General features: G+C 70.3%; 23 protein-coding genes and 1 tRNA gene. 4 read left to right on the top strand and 20 right to left on the bottom strand.

Going from position 1 to position 24,102, the window contains the following annotated elements; translation table 11 throughout:
• Window positions 1-2 precede the first annotated feature (2 nt).
• From VGI12_19665 to VGI12_19655, 3 genes are all read right to left on the bottom strand, one after another.
• On the bottom strand, window positions 3-662 hold the full coding sequence (locus tag VGI12_19665; GenBank protein ID HEY2434899.1) for a hypothetical protein: 660 nt from the start codon (window positions 660-662) through the stop codon (window positions 3-5).
• Window positions 663-698: 36 nt separating this feature from the next.
• Complete coding sequence (locus VGI12_19660; GenBank protein ID HEY2434898.1) at window positions 699-1,496, bottom strand: LytTR family DNA-binding domain-containing protein; 798 nt, start codon at window positions 1,494-1,496, stop codon at window positions 699-701.
• Between the two features lie 80 nt (window positions 1,497-1,576).
• Window positions 1,577-2,650 carry a histidine kinase gene (locus tag VGI12_19655; protein HEY2434897.1) on the bottom strand — a complete coding sequence of 358 codons (1,074 nt, stop codon included), beginning with the start codon at window positions 2,648-2,650 and terminating at the stop codon, window positions 1,577-1,579.
• A gap of 139 nt (window positions 2,651-2,789) precedes the next feature.
• Here VGI12_19655 and VGI12_19650 point away from each other — a divergent pair, with 139 nt between their 5' ends.
• Entirely contained in the window at window positions 2,790-3,359 is a 570-nt protein-coding gene (locus VGI12_19650) for a DinB family protein (GenBank protein ID HEY2434896.1), read from the top strand.
• Between the two features lie 52 nt (window positions 3,360-3,411).
• On the opposite strand, the gene VGI12_19645 is transcribed toward VGI12_19650, so the two are convergent.
• Together VGI12_19645 and VGI12_19640 are read right to left on the bottom strand one after the other, a co-directional pair.
• On the bottom strand, window positions 3,412-4,560 hold the full coding sequence (locus VGI12_19645; protein HEY2434895.1) for a GGDEF domain-containing protein: 1,149 nt from the start codon (window positions 4,558-4,560) through the stop codon (window positions 3,412-3,414).
• Window positions 4,561-4,666: 106 nt separating this feature from the next.
• A complete protein-coding gene (locus VGI12_19640; GenBank protein ID HEY2434894.1) occupies window positions 4,667-5,053 on the bottom strand; it encodes a hypothetical protein in 387 nt (128 codons plus the stop codon).
• A 185-nt stretch (window positions 5,054-5,238) separates the two neighbouring features.
• Between VGI12_19640 and VGI12_19635 the strand changes: the two genes are divergently transcribed.
• Entirely contained in the window at window positions 5,239-6,003 is a 765-nt protein-coding gene (locus tag VGI12_19635) for a VOC family protein (protein HEY2434893.1), read from the top strand.
• Here the strand turns inward: VGI12_19635 and VGI12_19630 are convergent.
• The 3 genes from VGI12_19630 to VGI12_19620 are packed head-to-tail and all read right to left on the bottom strand — an operon-like array spanning window position 6,000 to window position 9,225.
• Entirely contained in the window at window positions 6,000-7,757 is a 1,758-nt protein-coding gene (locus tag VGI12_19630; GenBank protein ID HEY2434892.1) for an ATP-binding protein, read from the bottom strand. The genes VGI12_19635 and VGI12_19630 overlap by 4 nt on opposite strands.
• Window positions 7,758-7,771: 14 nt before the next feature.
• A complete protein-coding gene (locus tag VGI12_19625) occupies window positions 7,772-8,650 on the bottom strand; it encodes a CehA/McbA family metallohydrolase (GenBank protein HEY2434891.1) in 879 nt (292 codons plus the stop codon).
• Window positions 8,647-9,225 carry a hypothetical protein gene (locus VGI12_19620; protein ID HEY2434890.1) on the bottom strand — a complete coding sequence of 193 codons (579 nt, stop codon included), beginning with the start codon at window positions 9,223-9,225 and terminating at the stop codon, window positions 8,647-8,649. Before VGI12_19620 ends, VGI12_19625 begins: the two co-directional genes overlap by 4 nt.
• A gap of 68 nt (window positions 9,226-9,293) precedes the next feature.
• Between VGI12_19620 and VGI12_19615 the strand changes: the two genes are divergently transcribed.
• On the top strand, window positions 9,294-10,346 hold the full coding sequence (locus VGI12_19615; protein ID HEY2434889.1) for a proline racemase family protein: 1,053 nt from the start codon (window positions 9,294-9,296) through the stop codon (window positions 10,344-10,346).
• Here VGI12_19615 and VGI12_19610 read toward each other — a convergent pair whose 3' ends face one another.
• The 11 genes from VGI12_19610 to VGI12_19560 are packed head-to-tail and all read right to left on the bottom strand — an operon-like array spanning window position 10,347 to window position 22,743.
• Window positions 10,347-10,784 carry a DUF6526 family protein gene (locus VGI12_19610; GenBank protein HEY2434888.1) on the bottom strand — a complete coding sequence of 146 codons (438 nt, stop codon included), beginning with the start codon at window positions 10,782-10,784 and terminating at the stop codon, window positions 10,347-10,349.
• A 37-nt stretch (window positions 10,785-10,821) separates the two neighbouring features.
• Complete coding sequence (locus VGI12_19605) at window positions 10,822-12,423, bottom strand: ATP-binding protein (GenBank protein ID HEY2434887.1); 1,602 nt, start codon at window positions 12,421-12,423, stop codon at window positions 10,822-10,824.
• A complete protein-coding gene (locus VGI12_19600; GenBank protein ID HEY2434886.1) occupies window positions 12,420-13,040 on the bottom strand; it encodes a hypothetical protein in 621 nt (206 codons plus the stop codon). Before VGI12_19600 ends, VGI12_19605 begins: the two co-directional genes overlap by 4 nt.
• Entirely contained in the window at window positions 13,031-13,408 is a 378-nt protein-coding gene (locus VGI12_19595) for a response regulator (protein HEY2434885.1), read from the bottom strand. The genes VGI12_19600 and VGI12_19595 overlap by 10 nt, the downstream gene beginning before the upstream one ends.
• The gene (cheB, locus tag VGI12_19590) at window positions 13,405-14,424 is read right to left on the bottom strand and encodes a chemotaxis-specific protein-glutamate methyltransferase CheB (GenBank protein HEY2434884.1); all 1,020 of its coding nucleotides are present in this window, start codon (window positions 14,422-14,424) and stop codon (window positions 13,405-13,407) included. Before cheB ends, VGI12_19595 begins: the two co-directional genes overlap by 4 nt.
• The gene (locus VGI12_19585) at window positions 14,417-15,277 is read right to left on the bottom strand and encodes a CheR family methyltransferase (protein HEY2434883.1); all 861 of its coding nucleotides are present in this window, start codon (window positions 15,275-15,277) and stop codon (window positions 14,417-14,419) included. The genes cheB and VGI12_19585 overlap by 8 nt, the downstream gene beginning before the upstream one ends.
• Window positions 15,274-17,907, bottom strand: coding sequence for a HEAT repeat domain-containing protein (locus VGI12_19580; GenBank protein HEY2434882.1), 2,634 nt, complete (start codon window positions 17,905-17,907; stop codon window positions 15,274-15,276). Before VGI12_19580 ends, VGI12_19585 begins: the two co-directional genes overlap by 4 nt.
• Window positions 17,904-19,982 (bottom strand): methyl-accepting chemotaxis protein, encoded by a 2,079-nt coding sequence (locus tag VGI12_19575; GenBank protein ID HEY2434881.1) that lies wholly within the window; start codon window positions 19,980-19,982, stop codon window positions 17,904-17,906. Before VGI12_19575 ends, VGI12_19580 begins: the two co-directional genes overlap by 4 nt.
• A 12-nt stretch (window positions 19,983-19,994) precedes the next feature.
• Entirely contained in the window at window positions 19,995-20,453 is a 459-nt protein-coding gene (locus VGI12_19570; GenBank protein ID HEY2434880.1) for a chemotaxis protein CheW, read from the bottom strand.
• A complete protein-coding gene (locus VGI12_19565) occupies window positions 20,450-22,372 on the bottom strand; it encodes a chemotaxis protein CheA (GenBank protein HEY2434879.1) in 1,923 nt (640 codons plus the stop codon). The genes VGI12_19570 and VGI12_19565 overlap by 4 nt, the downstream gene beginning before the upstream one ends.
• Window positions 22,369-22,743, bottom strand: coding sequence for a response regulator (locus VGI12_19560; GenBank protein ID HEY2434878.1), 375 nt, complete (start codon window positions 22,741-22,743; stop codon window positions 22,369-22,371). The genes VGI12_19565 and VGI12_19560 overlap by 4 nt, the downstream gene beginning before the upstream one ends.
• Before the next feature lie 286 nt (window positions 22,744-23,029).
• Here VGI12_19560 and VGI12_19555 point away from each other — a divergent pair, with 286 nt between their 5' ends.
• Window positions 23,030-23,950, top strand: coding sequence for a GGDEF domain-containing protein (locus VGI12_19555; GenBank protein ID HEY2434877.1), 921 nt, complete (start codon window positions 23,030-23,032; stop codon window positions 23,948-23,950).
• Window positions 23,951-23,962: 12 nt separating this feature from the next.
• Here VGI12_19555 and VGI12_19550 read toward each other — a convergent pair.
• A tRNA-His gene (locus VGI12_19550) sits at window positions 23,963-24,037 on the bottom strand.
• Between the last annotated feature and the right edge of the window lie 65 nt (window positions 24,038-24,102).

Below are 24,102 nucleotides of genomic sequence, written 5' to 3'. Positions count from 1 at the left end.
GGTCAGCCCTTCTGCTCGTGCAGCCGCGCCTCGAGCCATCGCGCCGCGGCGGCAGACACGTCGCCGGTCCAGTCGTGGCCGGCGTCGTGCACGAACGCCTCGACGTCCGCGCCGCGGGCCCGCAAGGCGCTGAGGTCCGCCGCATGGTTCGAGTCCGAATACCACTGATCGCCACGGCCCCGCACCAGCAGGACCGGCGGGAAGCGCACTGCCGCATCGGCCAGGAGTTCCGGCGGCACGTCGGCGCCGACCGAGATGATTCCGAGCGGTGCTCCGCCGCGGCGCACCGCGGCGCGGAACGCCATCTGCCCGCCCTGCGAGAAGCCGGCGAAGACGATCGGCATGGCCGGCGCGACGCGTAGCGCGGCCGCCACATACGCGATGTTATCGGCGATGGCCGTCTCCCGATCCTGCGCCGTCATCCAGCTCGCGACGACCTCCTGGCTGCGGCCGCGGTAGACGCGATTGAGCGCCTGGACCGAGAGGAGCGTCCAGCGGCCGGCGCCGGGGATCGACTCGAGCCGCGCCATCTGGATCGCGGCGTCCTCGAGATAGCCATGGAAGCCGGCGATGATGCCGGACGGCTCGTCGGCACGCCGCACGAGCACGCGCCCGTGCGTCGTCGCAGCGACAGCGTGGATCTCGGGTTCAGGGAGCGACATTGTCCTCCTCCAACCTGTCGGTCACTCGCGCCGCGGTCACAGGCGCCGCATCAGCGCGGCGCGATGCGTGCGGCTCACCCGCAGCACCGTGCCGTCCACGAGCAGCAGCCGCTGGTCGCCGGAGGCGACCGGCTCGATCGCCTTGATGAAGCGGGTGTTGACGATCGCCGAGCGGTGGACGCGCGCGAACATCGCCGGATCGAGCCGCGCCTCGATGGTCTTGAGCGATTCGCGCGCCAGTATGCGCCGCCCGTTGGCGTGGATCGCGATGTAGTAGTCCTCTGCCTCGACCCAGGCGATGTCCGCTTCGGCGACGACGTGGGTCCGCGAACCGTCCTTGATTACGAACGGCCGGCGCTCGCTTCGCGCCGCCGAGTCCGCCAGCAGCGCCGGCAGCCGCTCGCCGAGTGTCGCCAGCGCCCGCTCGCGCAGCCGCCGCCGGACGTGTTCGACGACGCCGGCGAAGCGTTCGTCGGTGAACGGCTTCAGCAGGTAGTCGACCGCGTGCTCCTCGAACGCCTGCGCGGCGTAGCGATCGTAGGCGGTCACGAAGACCACCGCCGGCACCGCCCCGGGCCCCAGCTCGCGCAGCACGGCGAAACCGTCCGGCCCAGGCATCCGCACGTCGAGAAACAGCACGTCGGGCCGGCAGGCGGAGACCACGTCGATCGTCTCTCGGCCATGACCGCACTCGGCGACCAGCGTGAAATCCTTCTCGCGGCCGAGCAGCAGGCGCAGCGTCTGCCGCGCCGGCGGCTCGTCGTCGACGATCACCGCGCGCCAGACGCGGGTTGACGCGTGGATCGACACGGAAGCCGGCACCGGTGTCGTCATGTCTCGACCTCCCGCCGCCGCGCGGCTCGATCCAGGGTCCCTGCCTCCGACATCTGTGCCCCCGCCGTCATACTGATCCGTTACATCGCCGCATACGGGATCCGGACGGTGGCCACGACGCCGCCGCCCTCACGGGGCACCACGTCGAGCGAGCACGAGGCGCCGAACTCTCCGGTAAGACGCGCCGCGAGGTTGCGCAGTCCGGTGCCGCGCGTGCTGGCCAGCGTCCAGCCGGACGGCAGACCCAGACCGGTGTCCTCGACGTCGATGCGCGTCCACCCGTCTTCGCGCGAGGCGCGCACCGCCAGCGTGCCCGGCGCGACGCGCGGACCCAGGCCGTGGCGCAGGGCGTTCTCGACGAGCGGCTGCACGACGAGCAACGGCACGCGCGCGCGCGTCACGGCCGGGTCCGCGTCGATCGACGTCTGAAGGCGATCGGCGAAGCGGACGCGCTGAATCTCGAGATAGCGCTCGACGAGTTGCAGCTCGTCGGCGAGCGGCAGATAGCGCTCTTCCTGCTCGAGCAGCGATCGCAACAACTCGCTGAACCCGGCGATCAGGCGCACGACGCCCGCCGTATCGCCGGCCCTGGCGAGCGACGCGATCGAGTGCAGGCTGTTGAAGAGAAAGTGCGGCTGCAGCTGGGTGCGCAGCGCGTCGAGCCGTGCCGCCGCGAGCTCCCCTTCCAGTTTCAGCGCCGCAAGCTGCCGATCGCGATAGCGGTCGTGGAGACCCAGCACGGCGCCGGTGGCGGCCGCCGCCGTGTAGATCAGCAGCTCCAGGTGCAGCCGGCCGCGCATCTGGGCGACCATCGACGGCCACAGCCCCGGCACCATCGCCACGTGGAGAAGCCGCGACAGCAACGCGACGCAGGCAAAATGCACCAGCGAGATCGCCACGACGAGAGGCAGATGCCGGAGGACGATGCGCGCCCAGTCGCGCGGCGCATCGGGAATCCAGTCGGCAGTCAGGCGCCACACCAGCAGCGTCAAGGGAATCCAGAGCAGGTAGTAGGTCGTCTGCCAGGCGAGCGCGGCGCGCAGGTCGATCTGCTCTCCCGGCATGCGCGACAGCCAGACGATCTGGCCGACGTAGAGCAGCGTGACGAATACCCAGAACGCCGACACGACAGCCCACGCCTTCGCGCCTTTCATGCGAGTTGCTCAGTACCTTACCGCACCGCGGCGATCGCCCGTCACCGGCGGCACGCGGCTGGCTGCACGGCCGGCGCCCCTGGCTGCAGTTCGCGCGCCGGCGCCGGCGAACTCTGCCACGCTCTGCGGCGGAGGTTCAATGCGACGTTCCCAGATCCTGATTGCCGCCGCGCTCCTCGCAGCGCCGGCCGCCGCCTTCGCGCAGGCGCAGACGCCGGCCGGCCAGACGTTCACGTTGTCGGGCAACATGCAGCGCGGTTACACGAACATCGAACGCAACCTGCTCGAAGCGGCCGAGAAAATGCCGGACGCCGACTACACGTTCAAGCCGACCCCCGACATCCGTCCCTTCGGCCAGCTCGTCGCGCACGTGGCGCTCTCGCAGTTTTCGACCTGTGCGGCGCTGAAGGGCGACGCGGCGCCGCCGCACAAGGACGACAAGGAAGAAACCACGCGCACGAAGGCGGAGCTGGTCGCGCTCCTGAAGGACTCGACCGCCTATTGCGATCCGGTGCTGACGCCCCTGAAAGACGAGGACATGCCGGTGCTGACCAAGAGTGGGCCGAATCAGGTGGCCAAGGGGCTGTTCCTCCTCGGGACCGTGAGCCATGGCAACGAGATGTACGGGACCATGTCGGTCTACTTGCGGCTGAAGGGTCTGGTGCCTCCTTCGACGGAACGACAGAACGCCGCCAAGAAGAGCCACTGAGCCATCGACGGGACGCGAGCGCGGCGGCTCCGGATCACCGGACAGATCCCCCTCAGCGCGATGGCTTCTGCCGGTACATCTGTTCGTCGGCGCTGCGCATCGCCGCCTCGACGTCGCCGTGGACCGGCAGGTAGGCGTGGCCCACCGCGAACTGGATCGCGTCTCCGCGAACCGGTTCGGCGGTCAGGCGCGCCGTCACCTGCTCGACGCGTTCGAGGATCTGCGGCGGCTCGACCCCCGCGGCGACGACGACGAACTCGTCGCCGGCATAGCGGATGACGTGATCCGCCGGACGGAAACTGGAGCGCAGCGCCGTCGCGAACCGTTTCAGGCACTCGTCTCCGGCCTCGTGCCCGTGGGTGTCGTTGACGCGCTTGAAGTCGTTCAGATCGAAGAACAGGATCGTCGCGCCGGTGTCGAACGCCTGCCGCAGCACGGCCGGCATGACACGCCGGTTGGCGAGGCCGGTCAGCGAATCGTGGTCGGCGAGCTCCTGCAGCGCCTCCTTCGCCTCGACCAGGCGCGAGTTCGCCGACGTCAGCTCCGTCTGGATGCCGCGATAGACGACGAGCACGCAGCCAAGCGCGATCATCCACTCGGCACCGGTGTCGAAGGCCGAATGCGTCGCCAGCACGACGGCGACGCGGTCAGCGGGGAGCCAGGGCACCGCGACGAGCTGCGAGCCGTAGGCCACCGCCTCGACCGCCCCCAGCGCGGCGCGCACCAGGTAGCCGACCGTCAGCCATCCCGCCAGGACGCCGCTCTTCCACAGCTCCAGCGCCGCCGCGGCGAGGACGAGCGTAATGGCCGTCGACTCGACGACGCCGATGCCGCCGAGGCCGCTGACCGCGGCGGCCGGCGCCAGCGCGGCGATCGCGACCATGAGTGCGGCGCGCGCCCCCAGCGCTGGCGCGTTCGGCCGCACGAAGCGCCGCGCGCCGAGGGCGAGCAGCACGACGAACATGGTCTTGAAGAAGAAGTAACCCCAGACGAGCGCCGCCAGCGGCCCACGTGACGCCGGACGCGCGAACCAGAACACGATCGTCACGACGAGCGCGACCAGATTGGCCTGCCACGCCTGCACGAAGTGCCGCAGTTCGCCGCGGCGCATCGACCGGCCGAGCACCGAGAAAAAGACGGCGATGAGGAGCGCCGAAGCGACCTGTGCGGAGGTGCTCCAGCGCCAGAGCAGCAATTCCATGGGGTGTGTGATTCTAGCCCGTTGTCGGTCCGGCCAGTCACCACCGCAGTCTCGCCTGGCGCGGGCACGCGGATCGCCGTCAAGCGTCCGCGCGCCCGCACCCCTGCTAGAACTGCACGCGCAGGCCGAAGCGCGCGATGCGCGGGTTCATGATCTCGGCCGGCTGGTTGAACAGCGACGACCGCACGTCGTAGATCCGCCCCAGCACGGTGCCGAAATTGAGCAGGTTGAATACGTCGAGGTCCAGCAGGAGGTGCATCCGTTGGATCGTGAACGCCTTCTCGACGCGCGCGTGGAGCGACTGCACCGCCGGCAGACGGTAGTCGCCGACCTTGTTGGGAATGACGAGCACGTCTTTCGCGGAATAGACCGGATCGTCGGTCGCCACGTTGTGGGCGTAGAACATCTCGCTGTAGCCCTGGCGCAAGATGTAGTTGCCGCCGAAGTTGAATCCCCACGGCCCCTGGTTCTCGTAGAAGGCGCGCGGGTCCATGCGGGCGCGATGACCTTTGTGACGAGCGGCGCCAAACGAGGTACGAGGCTCACCGGCGACGGGGCCGCGGCGTCCATTCGTCACGCGGCTCGCGTCACGATTCGCCGCACGCGGCCGCTGGCGTGCAAAATGACGTCGGAAGAGTGTCGGAATCGGATCGATAATCGGCGTTTGGAGGACGACGAATGACGGCAGCCAAGCGTGGACGATTCGTGTGGCACGACCTGATGACGCCGGACCCGGCGGCGGCGAAGACCTTCTACAGCGCGGTGACTGGGTGGAGCACCCAGCCCTTCGGCGACGCATACCTGATGTGGGTCGCGAACGGCACGCCGCTTGGCGGCGTGATGGCACTCCCGGATCCCTCTGCACCCATCGGCTGGGTGGCGTACATCACAGTTCCGGACGTCGATGCGGCCGCCGCGGTGGCGCAGTCGCTCGGCGGCCGCATCGTCAAGCCGCCGGCGTCGATACCGACGGTCGGCCGCTTTGCGATTCTTGCCGATCCTCAAGGCGCGATGTTCTGCCTGTTCTCGTGGGAAACCGACCGGCCGACGGAGGACACCGCCGCGAAACCGGGCGAGTTCTCGTGGCACGAGCTGGCCACCACCGACTGGCGCGGGGCCTGGACCTTCTACGAGCAGCTGTTCGGCTGGGAAAAGCGCAACGAGCACGACATGGGACCGATGGGCGTCTACATGCTGTTTGGCGTTGGCGGCGTCGAATCCGGGGGCATGTTCGACAAGCCGGCCGCAATGCCGGGCGCGCCGGCGTGGCTGCCCTACGTGCGGGTCGAGAGCGCGGACGCCGCCGCCGAGCGGGTGAAGGCCAACGGCGGCACGGTCGTCAACGGGCCGATGGACGTGCCGGGCGGCGATCGCATCGCGCAGTGCGTCGATCCGCAGGGCGCGGCGTTCGCGGTGCACTCGAAGAAGGCGGGCGCCGACTAAGAGGAGGGAGCAGGATCCGGCAGCCGGACGCGGAACGTCGCGCCGCGTCCGTCGCCCTCGCTTTCCGCGTGGATCGTGCCGCCGTGCATCTCGACGATGTTGCGCGCGATCGACAGTCCGAGTCCGAGCCCGCCATGCTCGCGCGAGTACGGCCCGTCGGCCTGCCGGAACCGCTCGAAGAGGAACGGCATGAAATCGGTCGAGATGCCGCGCCCGGTATCGATCACCGTCAGCTCGACGCCGTCCGGCGCCACCCGCGCGGCGTTCACCTCGACGCGCCCGCCCGCCGGTGTGAACTTGACGGCGTTGGTCAGCAGGTTCCACAGCACCTGCCGCAGCCGATCCGGGTCGGCGTGGACCGTCACGAGATCTGGGGCGACGCGCGACGTGAGCCGGATGCCGCGGCGCTCAGCGGCCGGCAGGACGGTGCCGAGTGCGTCGGCGAACAGCGGTCCAAGCTCGACGGCCTGCACCGAGAGCTTCATCTTGCCAGAGACGATCCGCGACACGTCGAGGATGTCGCCGACGAGCTGCGTCAGCACCTGCGCGTTGCGCTCGATCACTTCGAGCGCTGCCTCATGCCGTTCGGCGGCGATCGCTCCCCCGCGCAGCATCTGGGCATAGCCGAGGATGGCGTTGAGCGGCGTCCGCAGCTCGTGCGAGAGGGTCGCCAGGAATTCGTCCTTGACGCGATTGGCGCGCTGCGCCTCGTCGTAGGCGCGGGCATTGTCGATCGCCACGGCCGCCCGATCGGCGACGGTCTCGGCGAAGCGCAAGTCGGCGGGCGTGAAGGAGCGGCGCGACTCCGCGGCTACGAAGGTCATCGCGCCGACGATGCCGCGTCGGGTCCGAAGCGGCACGATCATGAACGAGGCGATGCCCAGCGCGCGCACGTCGGCGCGGTGCTCGTCGCTGCGGCCGCCCCGCTCGATCATCTCGTCGGTCAGGAGCGGCAGGAGCTCGGGCTTTCCCGTGCGGATGACCGCGAGTGTGCCGGTCGGCGACTGCGGATCCGGTGGATACTTCGTCGCGAAGGCGCGCGCCATCGCGACCCGCGCCGGATCGACATGGCTCAGCGCCAGCAGCTCGACCGCGCCGGCGGCGTCGACGATGTCGATGGCGCACCAGTCGGCGATGTGCGGAACCGCCAGCTGCGCCATCGTCTGGAGCGTCTGGCCGTAGTCGAGCGAGCTCGCGAGCGCGCCGGCCGCCTCGGCGAGGAAGCGCGTCTGGCGCTCGGCCCGCAGCTGCTCGGCGTGCAGATCGGCGGTCCTGAGCGCCGCGCCGGCCAGGTGCGCCAGCGCCGCCCCGAGCTCGACGTCGTCGGACGCGAGGGTCCGTCGCGCGCGCCAGTAGAACACCAGCGTGCCGTCCCCGTCCACGTCGACGGCGAGCGGCACGGCGAGGATTGAAACGATGCCCTCCTGCTCGTAGGCGGCGGCCCGTTGCGCGAGCGTCGGCGTGGCGCGGACGTCCTCGGCCACGATCGGCTGCATCTTCATCGGCATCGCCGACTGGCCCAGGTACGTCGAAATGCCGCCGGACGCGAACGTTTCAGAGACGCCGGCGTGCGAGGCGATCACCCAACGGCCACGGGCCCGATCCAGCCGCCAGACCGCGTAGCCGTCGGCGAGCAGGCTTTCGGACGCGACTGCCAGGATGCCTGGGAGGACGTCTTCCATGCGCGGCGATCCGAGCAGGTGACCGGCGCGGGACACCAGGGCGAGAAGACGCTGTTGCAACTCGCTCGACATCGAACGCCGTTATTCTAGGCTGCGCCGAGCAGGACGAGGGCGACAAGGGCGCCCCAGCTGAGCGGCATCCCCAGCCGCGCCCACGGCGAGTCGCCGACCGGAGCCGCGAGCGCGTCCGCCCGGCAGCGCGCCGCGACGATGGCCGCGAGATCGGAGGGGCCGTCGGTCACCCCACGCAAGTCGCAGGCGACCGTGCGCGCCGAGCGGATCGCCTCGAGCACACCCGCCGGCGACACATCGCGCACGAAGACATACGTTCGCGACAGCCCGATCGGCGCCGAGTAGTGGTAGTCGGACGAGCCGATGATCGCCACGCGCCGCCCCGCTGACGCCCGGGCGTACAACCCGACGAACTTCTGGCGCGCCCAGTCCCGCGTCGACGGCGGCGGCGCCGGCACGAGTTCCATCCCGTCGAGCGCGCGCAGGTCTTCGTCGGTGGTCGCGTAGGGACGCGCGGTCATCGGGTGCGCCAGAATGGCGACCGCCCCCTGTGCGTGCGCGGCGGCGGCGGCGGCGGCCGGGCTCTGGTGCCAGGCGACCGTCGTCGAGAGACCGACAAGCGCCATGTGATAGCCCACGCCCGTCAGCTCTTCTCCCGGCAGCACCATCACGCCGGGTTCCCGCCACGGCGCGTGCCGCCAGAGCCACCAGCCGGCCATCGAATTGTGGCTCGTCAAGGCGATGACGTCGAGGCGTCGCCGCCGCGCCTCGCTCGCCGCATCCCACGGCGTCATGGCGTCAGGGGAGCTGTGGACGTGAAAGTCGCCGGCGAGAACCGTGTACTCACCGCTCACGAGAGGTCCGGGCGCAGAGTCGTCCCCCTTCACGCCGCCGAGGACGATGCCGGCGGCGAGCACGAGGAGACTGAGGGTCCTGGCCCGACGGGCGTTCACAGCTGCCGACCCAGCTCGATCAGCCGCGGCGTGAATGCGCTGGCCGCCCAGTTGATGGCGACCACGATCGCCCAGGTGAGGGCCTGCTGCGTCACCGTCCGCCGCAACGCCGCCGCGGCGTCGAGCGCGAGCACCTCCCGGAAGAACGCGTGGACGATCCGGGCGGTCAGCGCACACGGCAGGAGCGCCGCCGCGACGATCGGCCAGATCGACTCCGTCGACGTGGCCAGTCCCCAGGCGGCGACGAGCAGCGCAAAGAGCGACCAGGGCGCGTGCCCGGCGAAGAAGAGATCGAGGGCGCGTGGCAGCCCGACCGTGCGCCGCGACGGGCCCGCCACAAGCGGCAGCGCGATGGCCATCTGCAGCGCCACCACATAACTCCACGCAATCGTCGTGCTCGCGACGAGCAACGGATTCACGGCATGCGTCGCCGAGATCGCCACCGACACGCCCAGGACGATCGCGACGAGCAGCGGCCGCCGAAGCGCCAGGAGAAATGACGCGTGCGCCGGCAGCCGCACGAGCGCCGCGTAGGTCGTCCGCGGCGCAATGATCAGGCCGAGTTCTGGAGACACCAATCGATTGTAGTCGGAGCGCAGATCCGCCGGAGCCCGCGCGTGCGGGTGATAGGATCGCCGCGTTCATGCGCCTCTCGTCGCTTGTTCACGCCATCGACCTGCATGCGGGCGGCGAGCCTGGCCGGGTCATCGTCGGCGGCGTCCGCGACGTGCCGGGCCGGACGATGTTCGAGAAGATGCAGCACCTGGCGCGGCACCAGGACGGGCTGCGGCTTCGCATGCTGCGCGAGCCGCGCGGCTATCCTGCCGCCAACTGCAATCTGGTACTGCCATCCGCGCACCCCGACGCGGATGCCGGCTTCGTCATCATGGAGCAGGTCGAATACCCGCCGATGTCTGGCACGAACACGATTTGCGTGACGACGGCGCTGCTCGAGACCGGCATGATCCCGATGCGGGAGCCGGTGACCGAGCTGACACTCGAAGCGCCCGCCGGGCTGATCCGCGTCCGGGCCGACTGCCGCGACGGCAAGGTGACGCAGGTAACGTTTCGCAACGTGCCGGCGTTCGCCGTGCATCTCGACGTTGAGGTCGACGTGCCGACGCTCGGCCGGATCCGCGTGGACGTCGCCTGGGGCGGCATGTTCTATGTGATCGCAGACGCCGCGGCCTTCGGCCTCGCGCTCACCCCCGACGAAGGGCGCGAGATCACCCGCATCGGCGAAATGATCAAGACCGCGGCGCGGGAACAGCTGCCCGTGTCGCATCCGGACAATCCCGCCGTCAAGGATGTGACCATCGCGCAGCTTTCGGGGCCGGCGCTGTCGAACGCGAATCACCGCCGCAATGCGGTGATCGTCTCCACCGGCGCGCTCGACTGGAACCGTCCGTCCACCTGGACCGGCGCGCTCGATAGGTCGCCATGCGGAACCGGCACGTGCGCCAGGATGGCGACGCTTCACGCGCGAGGGCTGCTCCCGATCGGCGAGCCGTTCCGCCACGAGGGAATCCTGGGGACCGTGTTCACCGGCATGCTGCTCGAGGAGACGACGGTCGGCCCCTATCGCGCGGTCGTGCCGGAGCTCTCGGGGACCGCCTGGATCACCGGCATCGCCCAGTACACGGTCGACCCGACAGACCCGTTTCCCGACGGCTTCACGGTCGGCGACATCTGGTGATCACGCTCGAAGACTGTCCACTTCCCAGTCGCGAATGAGCTGTTTGATGGCCTTGCGGTCGGTCAGCCTCTCGTCGAGCACCCGGCGCGCGAGCGCCGGCAGCTCCGCGTCGCCGGCAAATCGCAGGGCGACGAGCTGATCGCGGGTCAGTTCGGCGATGCGTGGATGCTGGTCGGACGGCAGCAGTTCGCGCAGCCGCAGCCGCATCTCGAGCCGGATGACGCGATCCTGCACGGTCAGCGCGAAGATCCGCGCCAGCAGGAACATCAATACCAGCGCGATGCCCATCAGCGCCGCAATGGCGGTGTCCCACGAGAAATGGAAGATGGCGCGGACGACCAGCGTGACCGCGTTCGCGGCCGCGACCGGAAGCGCGAAAAAGTGGTAGATGGGGACGATCTTCGTGTGGTTCTTGTAGTTCTGCGGAGCGGCGCTCATGGAGGGCATTCTAGATCAGTCTCGGCCGCGGCTCGCGTCAGCCGCGGCTGCGGATGATGCCGGCGAGCGCGGACGCGAGTTCCCCCGGATCGACCGGTTTCGTCAGGTGCAGGCTGAAGCCGGCCGCGAGCGCCCGCCGCTTGTCCTGCGGGTGCCCGTAGGCGGTCACGGCGATCACCGGAATGCCGCCCCCGCGCGACGGCGGCCGTGCCCGCAGCAGCTCCATCAGGTGGAAGCCGTCTTCACCCGGCAGGCCGATGTCGGAGATGATCGCCGCGGGTGGACGATGGGCCGCCAGGGCGGCGTCGAGCGACTCAAGCGCTTCACGCGAGGTGCCCGCCTCCGTGACGTCGACGCCGTAGTGCTGGAGCGCGGCGACAATCATGTCGCGCGAATCCTGCTGATCCTCGACCAGCAGCACGCGGACGCCGGGCAGCACGCGGTCGGCATCGGCGGCGACGGCAGCCATCGACTCTGCGTCGGTCAGTTCCGTTCGCCCTGGGAACGTCACGGTGAAGGCGCTGCCGCGGCCCGGCTCGCTCGACGCGCTGACGGAACCGCCGTGCAGTTCGGTCAGCGTCCGGACCAGCGGCAGCCCGAGGCCCAGCCCGCCGTGGCGCCGGCTCGCCGACGCGTCGGCCTGACGGAACCGCTCGAAGATCTGCGGCAGGAAGTCGGCCTCGATGCCGCGGCCGGTGTCGCTGACCCGCAGCGTCAGCCAGGCGTTGTCACGCGCCAGCGACAGCGTGATGGTGCCCCCGCGTTCGGTGAACTTGATGGCGTTCGACAGCAGGTTCCAGACGATCTGCTGCAGGCGATCGGCGTCCCCCATCATCCACGGCCGGGCGGTCCCGATGTCGGCGACGAGCGTCAGCCCCTTGACGGCCGCAGTGGGCGCGACGACATCGATGGCGGCGCCCGCGATGGCAGCCAGATCGACCGGCTGCGTCTCGAGGCGCAGCTTGCCGCTCATGATGCGCGCCATGTCGAGCATGTCGTCGATGAGGCGGGTCTGTGCGCTCGCGTTGCGGTCGATGATCTGCAGCGCGCGCGTAGTCAACGCCTGATCGAGCGGCCGCGCCAGCAGGATCTTGGTCCAGCCGAGGACGGCGTTGAGCGGCGTCCGAATCTCGTGCGACAGCGTGGCGAGGAACTCGTCCTTGACGCGGACGGCGTCTTCGGCGATGGCGCGCGCCGTCTCGGCAAACTCGATCCGCGAGCGCAGCTCGCGCTCGCTCGCAATCCGTTCGCTGACGTCGCTGATGACGGTGAGCGTGCCGATGATGGCGCCGTCGTGTTCGAGCGGCGTGATCCGCGCGCTCTGTGCCGGCTCGCCGGCACCGCCGCGGTCGGCGACGAGATAGCGGTGGAACCGGTGCGCCAGCACGCGCGCTTCGCCGGCCAGCGCGGCTCGGTAGTGCGCGTCCGTCCGCCGCTCCGCCAGCTCGGGCAGCAGGTCGAGGAGCGGTTGGCCGATGGCCGCCTCGGGCTGCACGCCGGTGAGCTCGCTCATGAACCGGTTCCAGCTCCTCACCACGAGCTGGGTATCGGTGGTGAAGATCCCCTCCTCGGACAGCTCGTCGAGCCAGCGCAGCGTCGCGGCCTGGACCGGATCGACGGCGGCGGCGCGGTCGCTCACAGCGTACCCTGTTCCCGCTCCCACTCTTCGACCGCGCGAATGAGGCGGTCGAGCGAGGCGACGCTCAACACGATGACCAGGTAGCCGCGCACCTCCGCGTCGCGCAGCTTGAAACCGGCGTGCACGACGAGCGCGTAGCGGAGACCCTCGCGGTTGATCAGCAGGCTGCGCATCACCTCGTGCAGCGTGTCGAGATTCAGGTGCGGCACCGAGAACGACACCTGGACCTTGAGAATGTTGCCGAAGGTGCCGAGACAGGCGTTGAGCAGGATATTGCCGACTTCGGTCAGGACCTCGCGGGCGGACGGATCGATCGGCAAGGGCAGCGGCGGCTCGTTGGTGAGCAGCTCCTTCAGCATGCCGGCGGCGCGGTGATCGAGGATCAGCAGCGCGTCGCCGCCCACCGGGCCGGAGAAGATCTGATGGACGCTGGCGACCTCGTCCTCGACCACCTGCCGCAGCGCGGCGCTGAGCTCTTCGATCGGGTGCACCGATACATTGGGGACGTCGAGCAGAACGCGGTGCCCGGTCAGCTCTGACAGCGACGCCGCAGCGCGCCCGAAGCCGATGTTGAGCAGCTCGATCAGCGCGTCGTGCTGTGCCGGCGTCAGTTCCAACTTTCTTCTCCTCTCAGCACGCGGCCAACGACGTCGATGACGGTGGTGGCGGCGGCCGGCTTGTTCAGGAACGCCGACGCACCGGCCGACTGCACCATCTCGCGCGACGACGTCTGGATGTCCGCCGTCATCACGATCACCCGCGCGTCCGGGTCGAGTTCGCGCAGTTTCGACAGCACGTCGAGGCCGTACATCCCCTTCATCACCAGATCGAGCAGCACGAGATCCGGCTTGTCGAGGGCGAAGCGCTCGAGCGCCGACAGCCCGTCTTCCGCTTCGACGACCGTGTAGCCCACCTGTTCGAGTATGCGGCGCATGCTTCGTCTGGCCAACCCGGAGTCGTCGACGAGCAGTACCTTCCCGTTCATACGCGCTCCATGATCGCCTGCGCCATCTTATCGAGCGAAGGCTCCATATCGCTGAGTCCGGCCTCGACCACCGAGCGCGGCATGCCGTAGACGACGCAGCTCTCCTCGTTCTGAGTAAGGATACTGCCGCCGCGCGCTTTGATCCACGCTGCGCCTTCGCGGCCGTCGCTGCCCATGCCGGTCATCACCACCCCGAGCACGCGCGAGCCGTAGACGTCGGCCGCCGACTGGAACAGGGCGTCGACCGACGGACGGTGCGGCGTGTCCAGCGGCAGCACGTCGAGGTGGACCCGCACCTCGGCAGCGGTGCGCCGGAACGTCAGGTGTCGGCCCGCCGGCGCGATGAACACGGTGCCCAGCTCGACCGGCATGTCTTCCGCCGCCTCGACCACCCGCAGCGCCGACAACTCGTTGAGGCGGCGGGCGTACATGTCGATGTAGCCGGGGGGCATGTGCATCACGATGGCGATCGGCACCGGGCAGTCGGACGGCAGCGCCGGCACCAGCTCTTTGAGCGCGTGCGGCCCGCCGGTCGAGATCCCGACGACGACGATGTCGAATGCGCCGCGCACCGCCCGGGTCGTGGCGGGCGCCACCGCCACCGCCGACCGCCGGCGCGCGCCGGCCGCGGCGCGCACCTTCTCTACCAGCTCCTCGCCCATCTCCATCAGCCGCTCGGTGGCGAGCGCCGTCGGCTTCTGCACGAAATCGACGGCGCCGGCGTCGAGCGCGGCCAGTACCTGCTCGCCGGCGCCCGCCGCGATGCTGATCACGACGATCGGCACGGGATCGCGCGCCATCTGCGCCGCGATGAACCCGAGCCCGTCGAGCACCGGCATGTTCAGGTCGCAGGTGACCACATCGGGACGGAGCGCCGCCACGCGCTCCAGCGCCTCGGCGCCATCCCGCGCCACACCCACCACCTCGATCGACGGGCTGCGGCGCAGCACCTCCGATACGACCTTCCGGACATAAGCGGAGTCATCGACGACCAGAACCCGAATTACCTCAGACACGTTGTCCATTCTTTACGTAGACGAAAGCGCCGCCCATCTCCTCGAGATCGAACGTCGTACGCAGCTTGAGCAGCGATTCCGACGCGCCGAGGCACAGGTACGCTTCGGGCGGCATCGCCCGCGCGAACAATCCCACCACCCGCGCGACGGCGGCCGGCGAAAAATAGATGAAGACGTTGCGGCACAGGATGACCGGCACGCGGGCGCGCGGCAGGACGTCTCCCTCGCACATCAAGTTGACCACGCTCCACGACGTGACGCGCGCGTGCAGCGCCGGATCGACGACCCAGGCGTCACCCTGAGCTCGGAAGTACCTGGCCCGCAGCTCGGGCGGCAGGCTGCGGAACGCGCGCTCGCGAAACCGCCCGCTCCGCGCCCGGTCGACCGCCGCCGGGCTCGCGTCGCTCGCGTGGATCTCGATCGGCGCGCGAGCGAACCAGCCGCGCTCCTCGAGCATCATCGCCAGCGTCAGCGGCTCCTCGCCGGTCGCGCACGGGACCGTCCACAGCCGCACGACGCCGCCGCGCGACGCCAGCCGCGGCACGATCTCGTCGACGACCGCGCGCAACTGGTCGACCTCACGCCAGAAGTAGGTCTCGGGCACCGACAAGGCATCGGTGACCCGGCGCCACTCGTCGGCGGCGTGCTCGTCGTACTTGAGCAGGTAGTAGTAGTCGAGGAACGAGTCGAACCCGCGGTCGAGGACCAGCGACGCGAGCCGGTCGGCGAGCATGTCGAACCGCGCCGGCTCGTAGGACACGCCGAGCCGCTCGCGCAGGAGATCGGCGAGCAGCGGCAGCGCGCTCTTCGAGAGTCCGAGTCCCTCGGCCTGAGATGCCTGTCGCCCGATCATCGAGACCCTTCGGCCGCCGCCGCGGCGCGGCGCACCGCGCGCGAGGGATCCTCGCGGGCCATCATCGCCAGCTTGAGGCCGACGCCGCGAACACCGAGCCGTGCGAGCGCGAACACCGCGGCCTCGCGGACGGCGGCGTCGCCGTCGTCGAGCGCGGCACGGATGGCGGCCGACGCCTCCGGCCTCCGCATGCGGCCGAGCGCCGCGACCGCCGCCGTGCGGAGCGAGGGCTGCGTCGCGTCGAGCCCGCGCACCACGTCGGCGACGCGCGTCTCGGGAAGCCGCGCGAGCGCGGCGATCGCCGCTTCGCGCACCCGCGGCTCGACGGTCGAGGCCAACAGGCCCGCAACCGCCGCGGCGCCGACGTCGCCGCTCCGCACCGCCATCGCCCTCATCGCCTCGACGGCGCCGGCCGCCACGCCGTCGTCGCCATCGGCCGCCGCCGTCCACTGCAGCGCGGCGACGGCGTCGGCGGTAGTCGCGCGGCGGTAGGCGGTGACCGCGGCCAGCCGGACTGCCGGGTCGGGGCGCCGCAGCGCCGCCCGCAATTCCGCCGCCGCGCGCGGATCGGCCGAGCGGCCGAGCGAACGGACGGCCGCGACGGCCAGATCCGGGTTGGCGCTCGATGCGTGCACGCGCAGGGTCGCGGCGCTCTCGTCGTCGTCGATCGCGCCCAGCGATTCGAGTGCCGCGATGCGCACGTGCATGGCGGGATCGCTCTCGGCGACCGCGGCCAGGCGTGCCGCTCCGGCACCGAGCTCGCCGAGCGCGCGCACCGCATGGTAGCGGACCCAGGTGTCGGGATCGGCCGACGCGGCGAGCAGTGGCGCTTCGGCCGACTCGCGCGACGTGTGCGCCAGCCCCTGCGCTGCCGCGGCGCGGACCGCGGCCGACCCGTCGTGCAGCGCCGACGCGAGCGCCGCCAGTGCCTGCGGCGAGTCGAGGAACGCCAGATGCTCGACGGCCGCGCGCCGCACCCGCTCCACCGGATCCGAGGCGCAGCGGAGCAGCGGCTCGACCGCCTCGGCATACCCGAAGTAGCCGGCGATCCGGACGCCCGATTCCCGCAGCGTCGCATTGTCGGAGACGAGCAGCTCGAGGACGCGGGCGGCGAGATCGGGATGGCCGATCGAGTTGAGCGCGCCGACCGCGCCCTGGCGGACGGCCGCATCGGCGTGCGCGAGCAGCGGCAGCAGGGCGTCGTGCGACGACGGATCGCCGATGCGCGACAGCGCCGCGGCGGCCGCGACGGCGACCGCCGGCGAGCGGCCGAGCGCCGCGGCGATCCGTGGCGCCGCCCGCCGGTTGCCGAGCCGGCCGAGCGCCACGATCGCCGCCAGCGCCGTATCCGGATCGCTCGAATCGACTTCGTCGATCAGGATGTCGACGACGCCGGCGTCCTGGCGTACGATCGCGTCGATCGCGTCGCCGCGCACTTCGGCGTGGCCGAGCAGCCGCGCCAGCGCCCGGTGCACCGCCTCCCCTTTCAGCCAGCCGAGCACCGTGACGATCGGCCTCAGGTCGGCGCCGTCGCAGGACGCGATCGCGTCGAGCATCCGCGCCGTGCCGGCGGCATCGACCAGCGCCTGGAACTCGGCGACGATCAACGCCCCGCCGCCGTAGTCCCGCTCGTAACGCTCGTGCAACCGGGCGAGGGCGCGCGCCACCGCCGCCGCGGGGCCGCCGCGATTCAGCAGCCCGACCAGCGGCCGCACGACCTCGGCCCCCCCGGTCTCGCCGAGGGCTTCCGCCACCGGCTCGGCGATCATCGGCCGGTCGAGCAGCGGCACCAGCGCCGGCACCGCGCGGACGTCGCCGATGCGCGCCAGCGCGTCGACGGCGGGGAAGACCAGGAAGAAGTCGTCGCCGGCGGCGAGGCGGGCCAGGGTCTCGACGGCATCGGCCGCCCGCAGCCGCCCGAGCGACTCCACGGCGTGGAACCGCACGTTGGGATCGGGATCGTCGACGGCGCGGCTGAGCGCGTCGATTGCCTCCGGCGTCTGCTGCTCGCCGAGCGCCAACGCGGCCTGGATTCGCAGGTCGATGTCGGGCTCGCCGAGCAGCGCGACGAGCGGCGCGGTGACGTCGTTGTTCGAAGCGGCGAGCAGCTTCAGCACGCTGCTCAGGACGTTGAAGTCGCGATGCTCGAGCCGCAGCGTTTCCAGCAGCGTACCCGCCAGATCGGGATCGCTGTGCTGCGAGAGGTCGGCGATGGCGGCCGTGCGCGCCTGCCAGTCGTCGGAGCGCAGCAGCCCGGCCAGTGTCCGCTCGCGGTCCATCCGTGCGGTGACGTCCTCGATCGCCGCCATCACCCCGGTGATCCGATCGCCGTCCTGGAGCGGGGCCAGCGTCACGCGCTGCTGCATCCGATCGAAGTGCGGCGACGGCTGCGCCGGCGCGCACGGCACCAGGTAACGATGGAAGGCCGGCGCCAGTACCAGCACCTCGCCGGTGTCGAGCACCTCGCCGAAGCGAGCAAGCAGGCCGCGCGACTCGAGGTCGGGCACCACCTCGGCGAGCAGCCGGCCGAGCGCCGCCGCGGCCGGAATGCCGGAGCTTTCGGCCAGCCACGCGTCCCAGCCGCGGACGACCAGCGCCCGATCGACGGTCAGGATGCCGACTCGGCTCAATGGGGCTTGTTCGCCAGCGAGCCGATCATGGTCGTCAGGGATTGTGCGTTGCGCAGCAGATCGGCTGTCCCGCTGCGGGTCTCGTTGACGCCGCCGGCGTTGCGCTCGGCTATCCGCCGCACCGCCGCGACGTCCTCCACGACGTCGGCGACCTTCTGCGAGTGCGTGCGGTTGGCCTGCGTGATCGCCTTGATCTGCCGGGCGGTGTTGGCGGCGGCGCCCCCCATGTCGCGCATCGCGCGGCCCTGTTCCTTCAGGGCCTTGGCGGTCTGATCCGCCTCGCTGCGCATCGAGCCGACGGCCTTGGCGATCTCGGCGGCGGCGTTGCGCTGCTCGCCGACCGAGGCCGACACCTGGGCGCTCATCCGCGACAGCGTCTCGGCCGCCTTCGTGGTCTCGTCGGCGGACAGCGCCTGCTGCACAGCCGTCCGGGTGGTGGCGGCGGCGCTCCGCCGCATCGCGTCGTTCGACTGGACGATTTGCGCGGCGCCCTTCGCCTGTTCGGCGGTCGCCTTGCGGACCTGCGCGGCGAGCTTCGCCGTGCTGCTCGAGGCCTTGATGATGTCGCGGGCGGCGCGTCCCTGCTCGCTGATCGCCTTGGCGACCTCCTGCGATATCGTGCGCATCTGCGCGGTCCCCTTGACGATGCTGGCGGCCACGGTCGCGTGCTCGCCCGTCGACGCGGCAATCAGCCGCACCTGCTCGGTCGTCGCGCTGATGGCGTGCACGACGTTCTGTCCGGCCGTGCGCTGCTCGGCGGTGGCGCCGGCGATCTGTCCCACCAGGCCGGCGGTCTCGCCAACCCCTGCGAGGATCTTCCGCAGCGCCGCGGCCCCCGATTCGGCCAGGCCGCTGCTCTCGTCGGCGATGCGGAGCCCGTCGTTCGACGAGCTGACCGCCTCCTGCGCGATCTGCTGCAGGCCGCGGATGATGCCGGCGATGTCGGCGGTGGCCCGCGCCGAGCGATCGGCCAGGTTGCGGATCTCTTCGGCGACCACGGCGAAGCCGCGTCCGGCGTCGCCGGCCCGCGCCGCTTCGATCGACGCGTTCAGCGACAGCAGGTTGGTTCGCTCGGCGATCAGGTTGATGGTATCGACGATCGAGGTGATGTCGCCGGTCCGCTTGCCCATCTCGCGCATCACCGCCGCCGACTGCGCCATCGACTCGCGCATACGCGACATGCCCTGGATCGAGCGCTGCAGCGTGGCGCCGCCGTCCTCGGCCTCGCGGCTGACGCGGCGCGCCACGTCGTCGGCGGATCGCGCAATCGTCGACACCGAGACGATCGACCGCTCCATCTGATTGGCGCTGACGGCCGCGTCGCGCGCCGCGTCGCTGATGTGCACGCCGTTCTGCGCCACGCTCTGCACCGATCGCGACATCTCCTCGATCGACGCCGCCGTGTCGTCGACGCTGGTCGCCAGCCGCTCGGTCATCGCGCCGACTTCCTCGATCGACGCCGCCATCTCGTTGATCGACGACGAGGTCTCCTCGGCCGCGGTCGCGAGGTCGTCGGCGTTCGCCGAGACGCCGCGGATCGACCCGGCCATCTGCTCGATCGCGGCGCCGGTCTCGTTCACCGAGCTGGTCAGCGTCTCGGAGTCGCGGGTGATGCTCTTGACGCCCGCTGCCATCGCACCGATCGAGGCGGTGAGCTGCTGCGACTGGGCCGCCATCTCCTGCGCAGTCTCGCTGACATGCTGGATCGAGGTGGCGGTCTGCTGCGACGAGGCGGCGACCTGCGCGACGGCGGTCGACAGACTGCCGCCGCTGGCGGCGACCTGCTCGATCGACGCCGCCATCTCGTTGACCGACGAGACGAGCTGCTCGGCCGAGACGGCGATGCTCTCGGCCTGTCCGGCGGTGTCCTTCAGCGAGACGGCGGCCTCGTTCATCGAGCCCAGCGATCGCTCGAGGGCGCGAATCTGTTCGCCGGCTCCCTCGGAGACCTGCTCGCTGATGCGGGCCAGCGTCCCGGCGGTGGCCGTCACCTGCTCGACCTGCGCCAGCACCAGATGCGTGTCGAACTGCGGCGCCAGGTGGGTCGCGCGCCCGTTCACTTTTCGAATCGCCATGGCTTCACCCTCTTAGACGTGCGCCGCAAGGACCGGATCGTCGAAGGTCAGGACCTGCGTGATGTCGAGAACCAGAATCAGTCGGTCGCCGACGTTGGCGATCCCCTCGAGGTAACGGGCATTGAGCCCGGTGAGCGCCGACCCGGGCGGCTGGATCAGCGTGTGGTCGAACGAGACGAATTCACGCGCCGCGTCGACCACCAGGCCGACGTTGCGGTCCGCGTTCTGCGCCACGACCAGCCGCGTCGAGACGTCGTAGGCGGCCCGCTCGAAGCCGAACCGCGCCCGCAGGTTGACCGCCGGCACCACCTGGCCGCGCGAGAAGACGACGCCGTCGACGAACGCGGCAGCGTTGGGCACCGCGGTGACCCGCTCGAGCATCTCGACGTGCGCGACGTCGCGGCTGCGCAGCGCGTAGGTGGTACCCGCCACGGTGAACAGGATGAAGTGTTCGAGCCCGCTGCCGCTCATGACGCCGCCTCCAGCCCGCGCGCGATCCGCGCACCACGCTGCCGGAGCAGTCCGGCGAGGTCGAGGATCAGCACGGCGCGGCCGTCCCCGAGATCGGTCGCCCCGGTCACGCCAGCCACCCGGATCAGCGAATCGTCCATGCCGCGGACCACGATCTCGCGCTGGCCGCTGATCCGGTCGACCGCGACACCGACCGCCTCGGCGCCGGCGCCGATCACGAAGGCATGCAGCCCGACGGCCCGCGATTCGACGCCGAACAGATCGCTCAGCCGCACGATCGGCAGCGAGCCGCCGCGGAAAGGCGCGACCTCGTAGCGGTCGACGCGCCGCAGCGACGCCGGGTCGATCGCGATCACCTCGCGTACGCCCGTCTGCGGCACCGCAAACATCCGGTCGCCGACGTGCGCGATTAACGCGTCGGTGATCGCCAGCGTCAACGGCAGCTCGATGACGAACCGCGTGCCTTCGCGGCTCGTCTCGAGCGAGATGTGCCCGTTCAGATCCTCGACGGTGGTCTTGACCACCGCCATGCCGACGCCGCGGCCGCTCGCGCGATCGGTCTCGTCGCGGGTCGAGAACCCGGGCGCGCAAATCAGCTCGAGCAGCCGCGCCCGGTCGAGCGGCGGATCCGGGACGTCGAGCCCGATCGCCCGTGCCCGCGCCACCACCGCCGGTTCGTCAATCCCCCGCCCGTCGTCCGCCACTTCGAGGATCACGAGATCGCCGAGGCTCGACGCCGCCAGCGTCAATGTCCCCTCGGGGCTCTTGCCGGCGGCGATCCGCTCGTCGGCCGTCTCGAACGCGTGGCTGACCGCGTTGCGGACCAGGTGCAGCACCGGATCCAGCATCCGTTCGATCAGGAACTTGTCGATCTCGGTGCCCTGCCCGCGCAGATCCAGCCGGACCCGCTTGCCGCTCTCGCGCGTCAGATCGCGGACGACGAACGGCACGCGGCGGAGCAGCTCGCCGACCGGTACGAGGCGGACGCGCATCACCCCTTCGCGCAGATCCCGCAGCTGGCGCTCGATCGTCTGCGCGTTCTCCTGCACCGCCCGCCACTCGACGGGCGGCACGTGCCGCTCGACGGCCGCGAGCGCCGACTCGAGACGGGCGCGGCTGATCACCAGCTCGCCGATCATCCGCATTAGCTCGTCGAGGCGCGTCAGGTCGACGCGGACCACGTGCGACGGACCGGCCTGCGCCGCGGCTTCGATCGCCTCCACCGGGACGGCCTCGCGCGCCTCCAGCGGCTCGATGCCGAGGCCGTCCTCGCGCCAGGCCGCAGCAGTCGCCGCGTCGAGTGCGCCCGTGAACAGGAATTCGAAGGCAATCGCCCCGCCGGCCACGCGCGGCGTCGCGCTCGTGATTGCGCCGTGCTCGCGCAGCCGTTCGCGCACACGATCGACGTTGATGCCGCGCTCGAGCAGCGCGGGCGAGGGGGTGAAGGTGATGCGCCACGCTGGCTCGTCGGGCAATGCCGACGGCGAACCTGCCGGCTTCCCTGCGTCCCGGGGCTCCTGTAAGACGCGCTCGAGCCGCTGCACCGCCGCGTCGATCGCGGGCAGCGGCCGCGCTTCGCGCCGCGCCGCGATCACCCGTTCCAGTAGATCGACGCCGGCCGCGATCGCATCGACTCCCTCGGCCGTCAGGCTCGTCTCGCCGCGGCGCAGCGCGCGCAGCAGATCCTCCATGTGATGGGCCAGCGCCTCGGCCTCCCGCAGGCTCACCATCCCCGACACGCCCTTGATCGAGTGGAAGCTGCGAAAGAGTTCGTCGATGACGTGCGGCGGCGCGGGCTGGGCCGTCTCGACGGCGTCGAACTGCAGCAGCAGCCGCCTGACGTTCGCCAGGTGCTCCGAGCACTCGGCGTAATAGTCGTCCATGAACTCGGCGGCGAACGTGTCACGGTCGTCGTTCATGGCTTGGCCTCGAGCAGCCCGCGCGCCTGTTCGGCGAGGTGCTGCGGCGTGAACGGCTTGGTGAGATAGAGCGACGCGCCCGCCGCGGCCGCGGCGCCGCGGCTCTCCTGATCGGCGCGCGTCGTCAGCACGATCACCGGCAGCGACTTCAGCGCGGGATGACGGCGGACGAACGCCAGCAGCTCCAGGCCGTGCATGTCCGGCATGTTCAGGTCGAGCACGATCAGCGAGACCGGGCTGAGCGCGAGCTTCTCGCACGCTTCCAGACCGCTGGCCGCTTCGAGGAAGCCGCCCAGGCATACCTCACGCAGGGACGCCATGACCATGCGGCGGATGGTCGGGGAGTCGTCGACAACGAGGGTGCGTTCCATGCGAAGGGTCTTTTATTCTGCACGATCGCGGGCCACGGCGGGAGGGCCTGGTGCGCGAATCTGCACCGGAAGATTCAAGCCGGGACGCGGCGTTACTGCTGAGTTTGGTGGATGTTGCAGTCCAAGGGCCGCTGTCGCACGACCCGGCGATCCGGCGCCCCACTGTTGTCGAAAAAACCCGCAGGGCCGCCTGAGGTGGAGCACTTTTTTCTCTCTTTCAGGTAGCCCGCTTCTCAATTTCAAGGGTTTACGGCGGCACGGCGATTGATGTCTCCGAGGCGACGTCATGCTCCCGGTCCATGGATCCAACGGCGAACGTCCCCCCACAGCTGAGCTGCGCGACTGGATCGGCCGGTCGCTGCGCCTCTCGTCTACCGACTCGGCAGAGCTGCTGCAGCGGGTCGAAGACGTCGTCGCCCGCCAGCGCGCCCTCGTCGAGGAATCGAAACACGACGCGATTCGCGCCCTGTCGGAGGGGTTCGCGGCGAAGATGGAGCGGCTGCAGCGCGAGATCAGCGACAAGGACGTCACCGTCAGCAACATCGCCCGCTATTTCGAGGATGTGGTCGCCGACCTCACCGAAAAGTCACACCGCGATCCGAAGACGAAGCTGCTGAATTTCGACTGGTTCATGGAGCGCGTCGAGGGCTACCTGGCGGTGGAGCAGCGCGTCCGCTGGTGCGGCGTCGGTGTCGTCGACATCAACAGCTTCAAGTCCTACAACGACACGCTCGGGCATGCCGTCGGCGACCGGATCATCGAGGGAGTCGCGCGCATCCTCGCGGATCAGATTCGCTCGGAGGACTTCCTCGCCGTGGAGCGCGACATGAAGGCTCGCGACCTGCATGCCCGCTTCGGCGGCGACGAGTTCTGCTTCCTGATTCCGGACCTGCCGGGCTGCATCCAGGCGATCGACATCGCCAGCCGCTTCAAGACGGCGGTGGAGAAACACGACTGGTCGAATGAGGATCACGGCCTCGTCGCGCGGCCGGTTCAGGTCGACGTCGGGGTCGTCTGCCTGCGGCTGGGCGCCGTGCACGAGCGGCGCGGCGTCGCCCGCAGGCTCGCCGCCGAGCTGATCCAGCGTGCCGACGCGCTCATGTACGACGCCAAGGGACGCAAGTCCGCCCACGTACACTGCACCGCGGTCGCGCTGTCGAATGGCCAGCTGGTCGATGTTCCCGAGAGCGAAGCGCTGGCGTCCTGATACCTGGAAGATTGGGGTGGATGACGGGACTCGAACCCGCAGCGTCCGGAGCCACAGTCCGGTGCTCTACCTTTGAGCTACACCCACCATCGGCCGAAATAGCAGCGGTAGAACCCACCAAGTGTAACAGAGAACCCTGAGTCGCGGCGAAT

The organism is Vicinamibacterales bacterium (genome assembly GCA_036496585.1).
Taxonomy (GTDB): Bacteria; Acidobacteriota; Vicinamibacteria; order Vicinamibacterales; family 2-12-FULL-66-21; genus JAICSD01.
This window is presented reverse-complemented; position numbering and strand designations above follow the sequence as displayed.

Excerpts from the sequence above, each read along its gene's own strand:
- VGI12_19665 (HEY2434899.1), bottom strand. The coding sequence starts at position 662 with ATGTCGCTCCCTGAACCCGAGATCCACGCTGTCGCTGCGACGACGCAC.
- VGI12_19660 (HEY2434898.1), bottom strand. The coding sequence starts at position 1,496 with ATGACGACACCGGTGCCGGCTTCCGTGTCGATCCACGCGTCAACCCGC.
- VGI12_19655 (HEY2434897.1), bottom strand. The coding sequence starts at position 2,650 with ATGAAAGGCGCGAAGGCGTGGGCTGTCGTGTCGGCGTTCTGGGTATTC.
- VGI12_19650 (HEY2434896.1), top strand. The coding sequence starts at position 2,790 with ATGCGACGTTCCCAGATCCTGATTGCCGCCGCGCTCCTCGCAGCGCCG.
- VGI12_19645 (HEY2434895.1), bottom strand. The coding sequence starts at position 4,560 with ATGGAATTGCTGCTCTGGCGCTGGAGCACCTCCGCACAGGTCGCTTCG.
- VGI12_19640 (HEY2434894.1), bottom strand. The coding sequence starts at position 5,053 with ATGGACCCGCGCGCCTTCTACGAGAACCAGGGGCCGTGGGGATTCAAC.
- VGI12_19635 (HEY2434893.1), top strand. The coding sequence starts at position 5,239 with ATGACGGCAGCCAAGCGTGGACGATTCGTGTGGCACGACCTGATGACG.
- VGI12_19630 (HEY2434892.1), bottom strand. The coding sequence starts at position 7,757 with ATGTCGAGCGAGTTGCAACAGCGTCTTCTCGCCCTGGTGTCCCGCGCC.
- VGI12_19615 (HEY2434889.1), top strand. The coding sequence starts at position 9,294 with ATGCGCCTCTCGTCGCTTGTTCACGCCATCGACCTGCATGCGGGCGGC.
- VGI12_19610 (HEY2434888.1), bottom strand. The coding sequence starts at position 10,784 with ATGAGCGCCGCTCCGCAGAACTACAAGAACCACACGAAGATCGTCCCC.
- VGI12_19595 (HEY2434885.1), bottom strand. The coding sequence starts at position 13,408 with ATGAACGGGAAGGTACTGCTCGTCGACGACTCCGGGTTGGCCAGACGA.
- VGI12_19585 (HEY2434883.1), bottom strand. The coding sequence starts at position 15,277 with ATGATCGGGCGACAGGCATCTCAGGCCGAGGGACTCGGACTCTCGAAG.
- VGI12_19575 (HEY2434881.1), bottom strand. The coding sequence starts at position 19,982 with ATGGCGATTCGAAAAGTGAACGGGCGCGCGACCCACCTGGCGCCGCAG.
- VGI12_19570 (HEY2434880.1), bottom strand. The coding sequence starts at position 20,453 with ATGAGCGGCAGCGGGCTCGAACACTTCATCCTGTTCACCGTGGCGGGT.
- VGI12_19565 (HEY2434879.1), bottom strand. The coding sequence starts at position 22,372 with ATGAACGACGACCGTGACACGTTCGCCGCCGAGTTCATGGACGACTAT.
- VGI12_19560 (HEY2434878.1), bottom strand. The coding sequence starts at position 22,743 with ATGGAACGCACCCTCGTTGTCGACGACTCCCCGACCATCCGCCGCATG.
- VGI12_19555 (HEY2434877.1), top strand. The coding sequence starts at position 23,030 with ATGCTCCCGGTCCATGGATCCAACGGCGAACGTCCCCCCACAGCTGAG.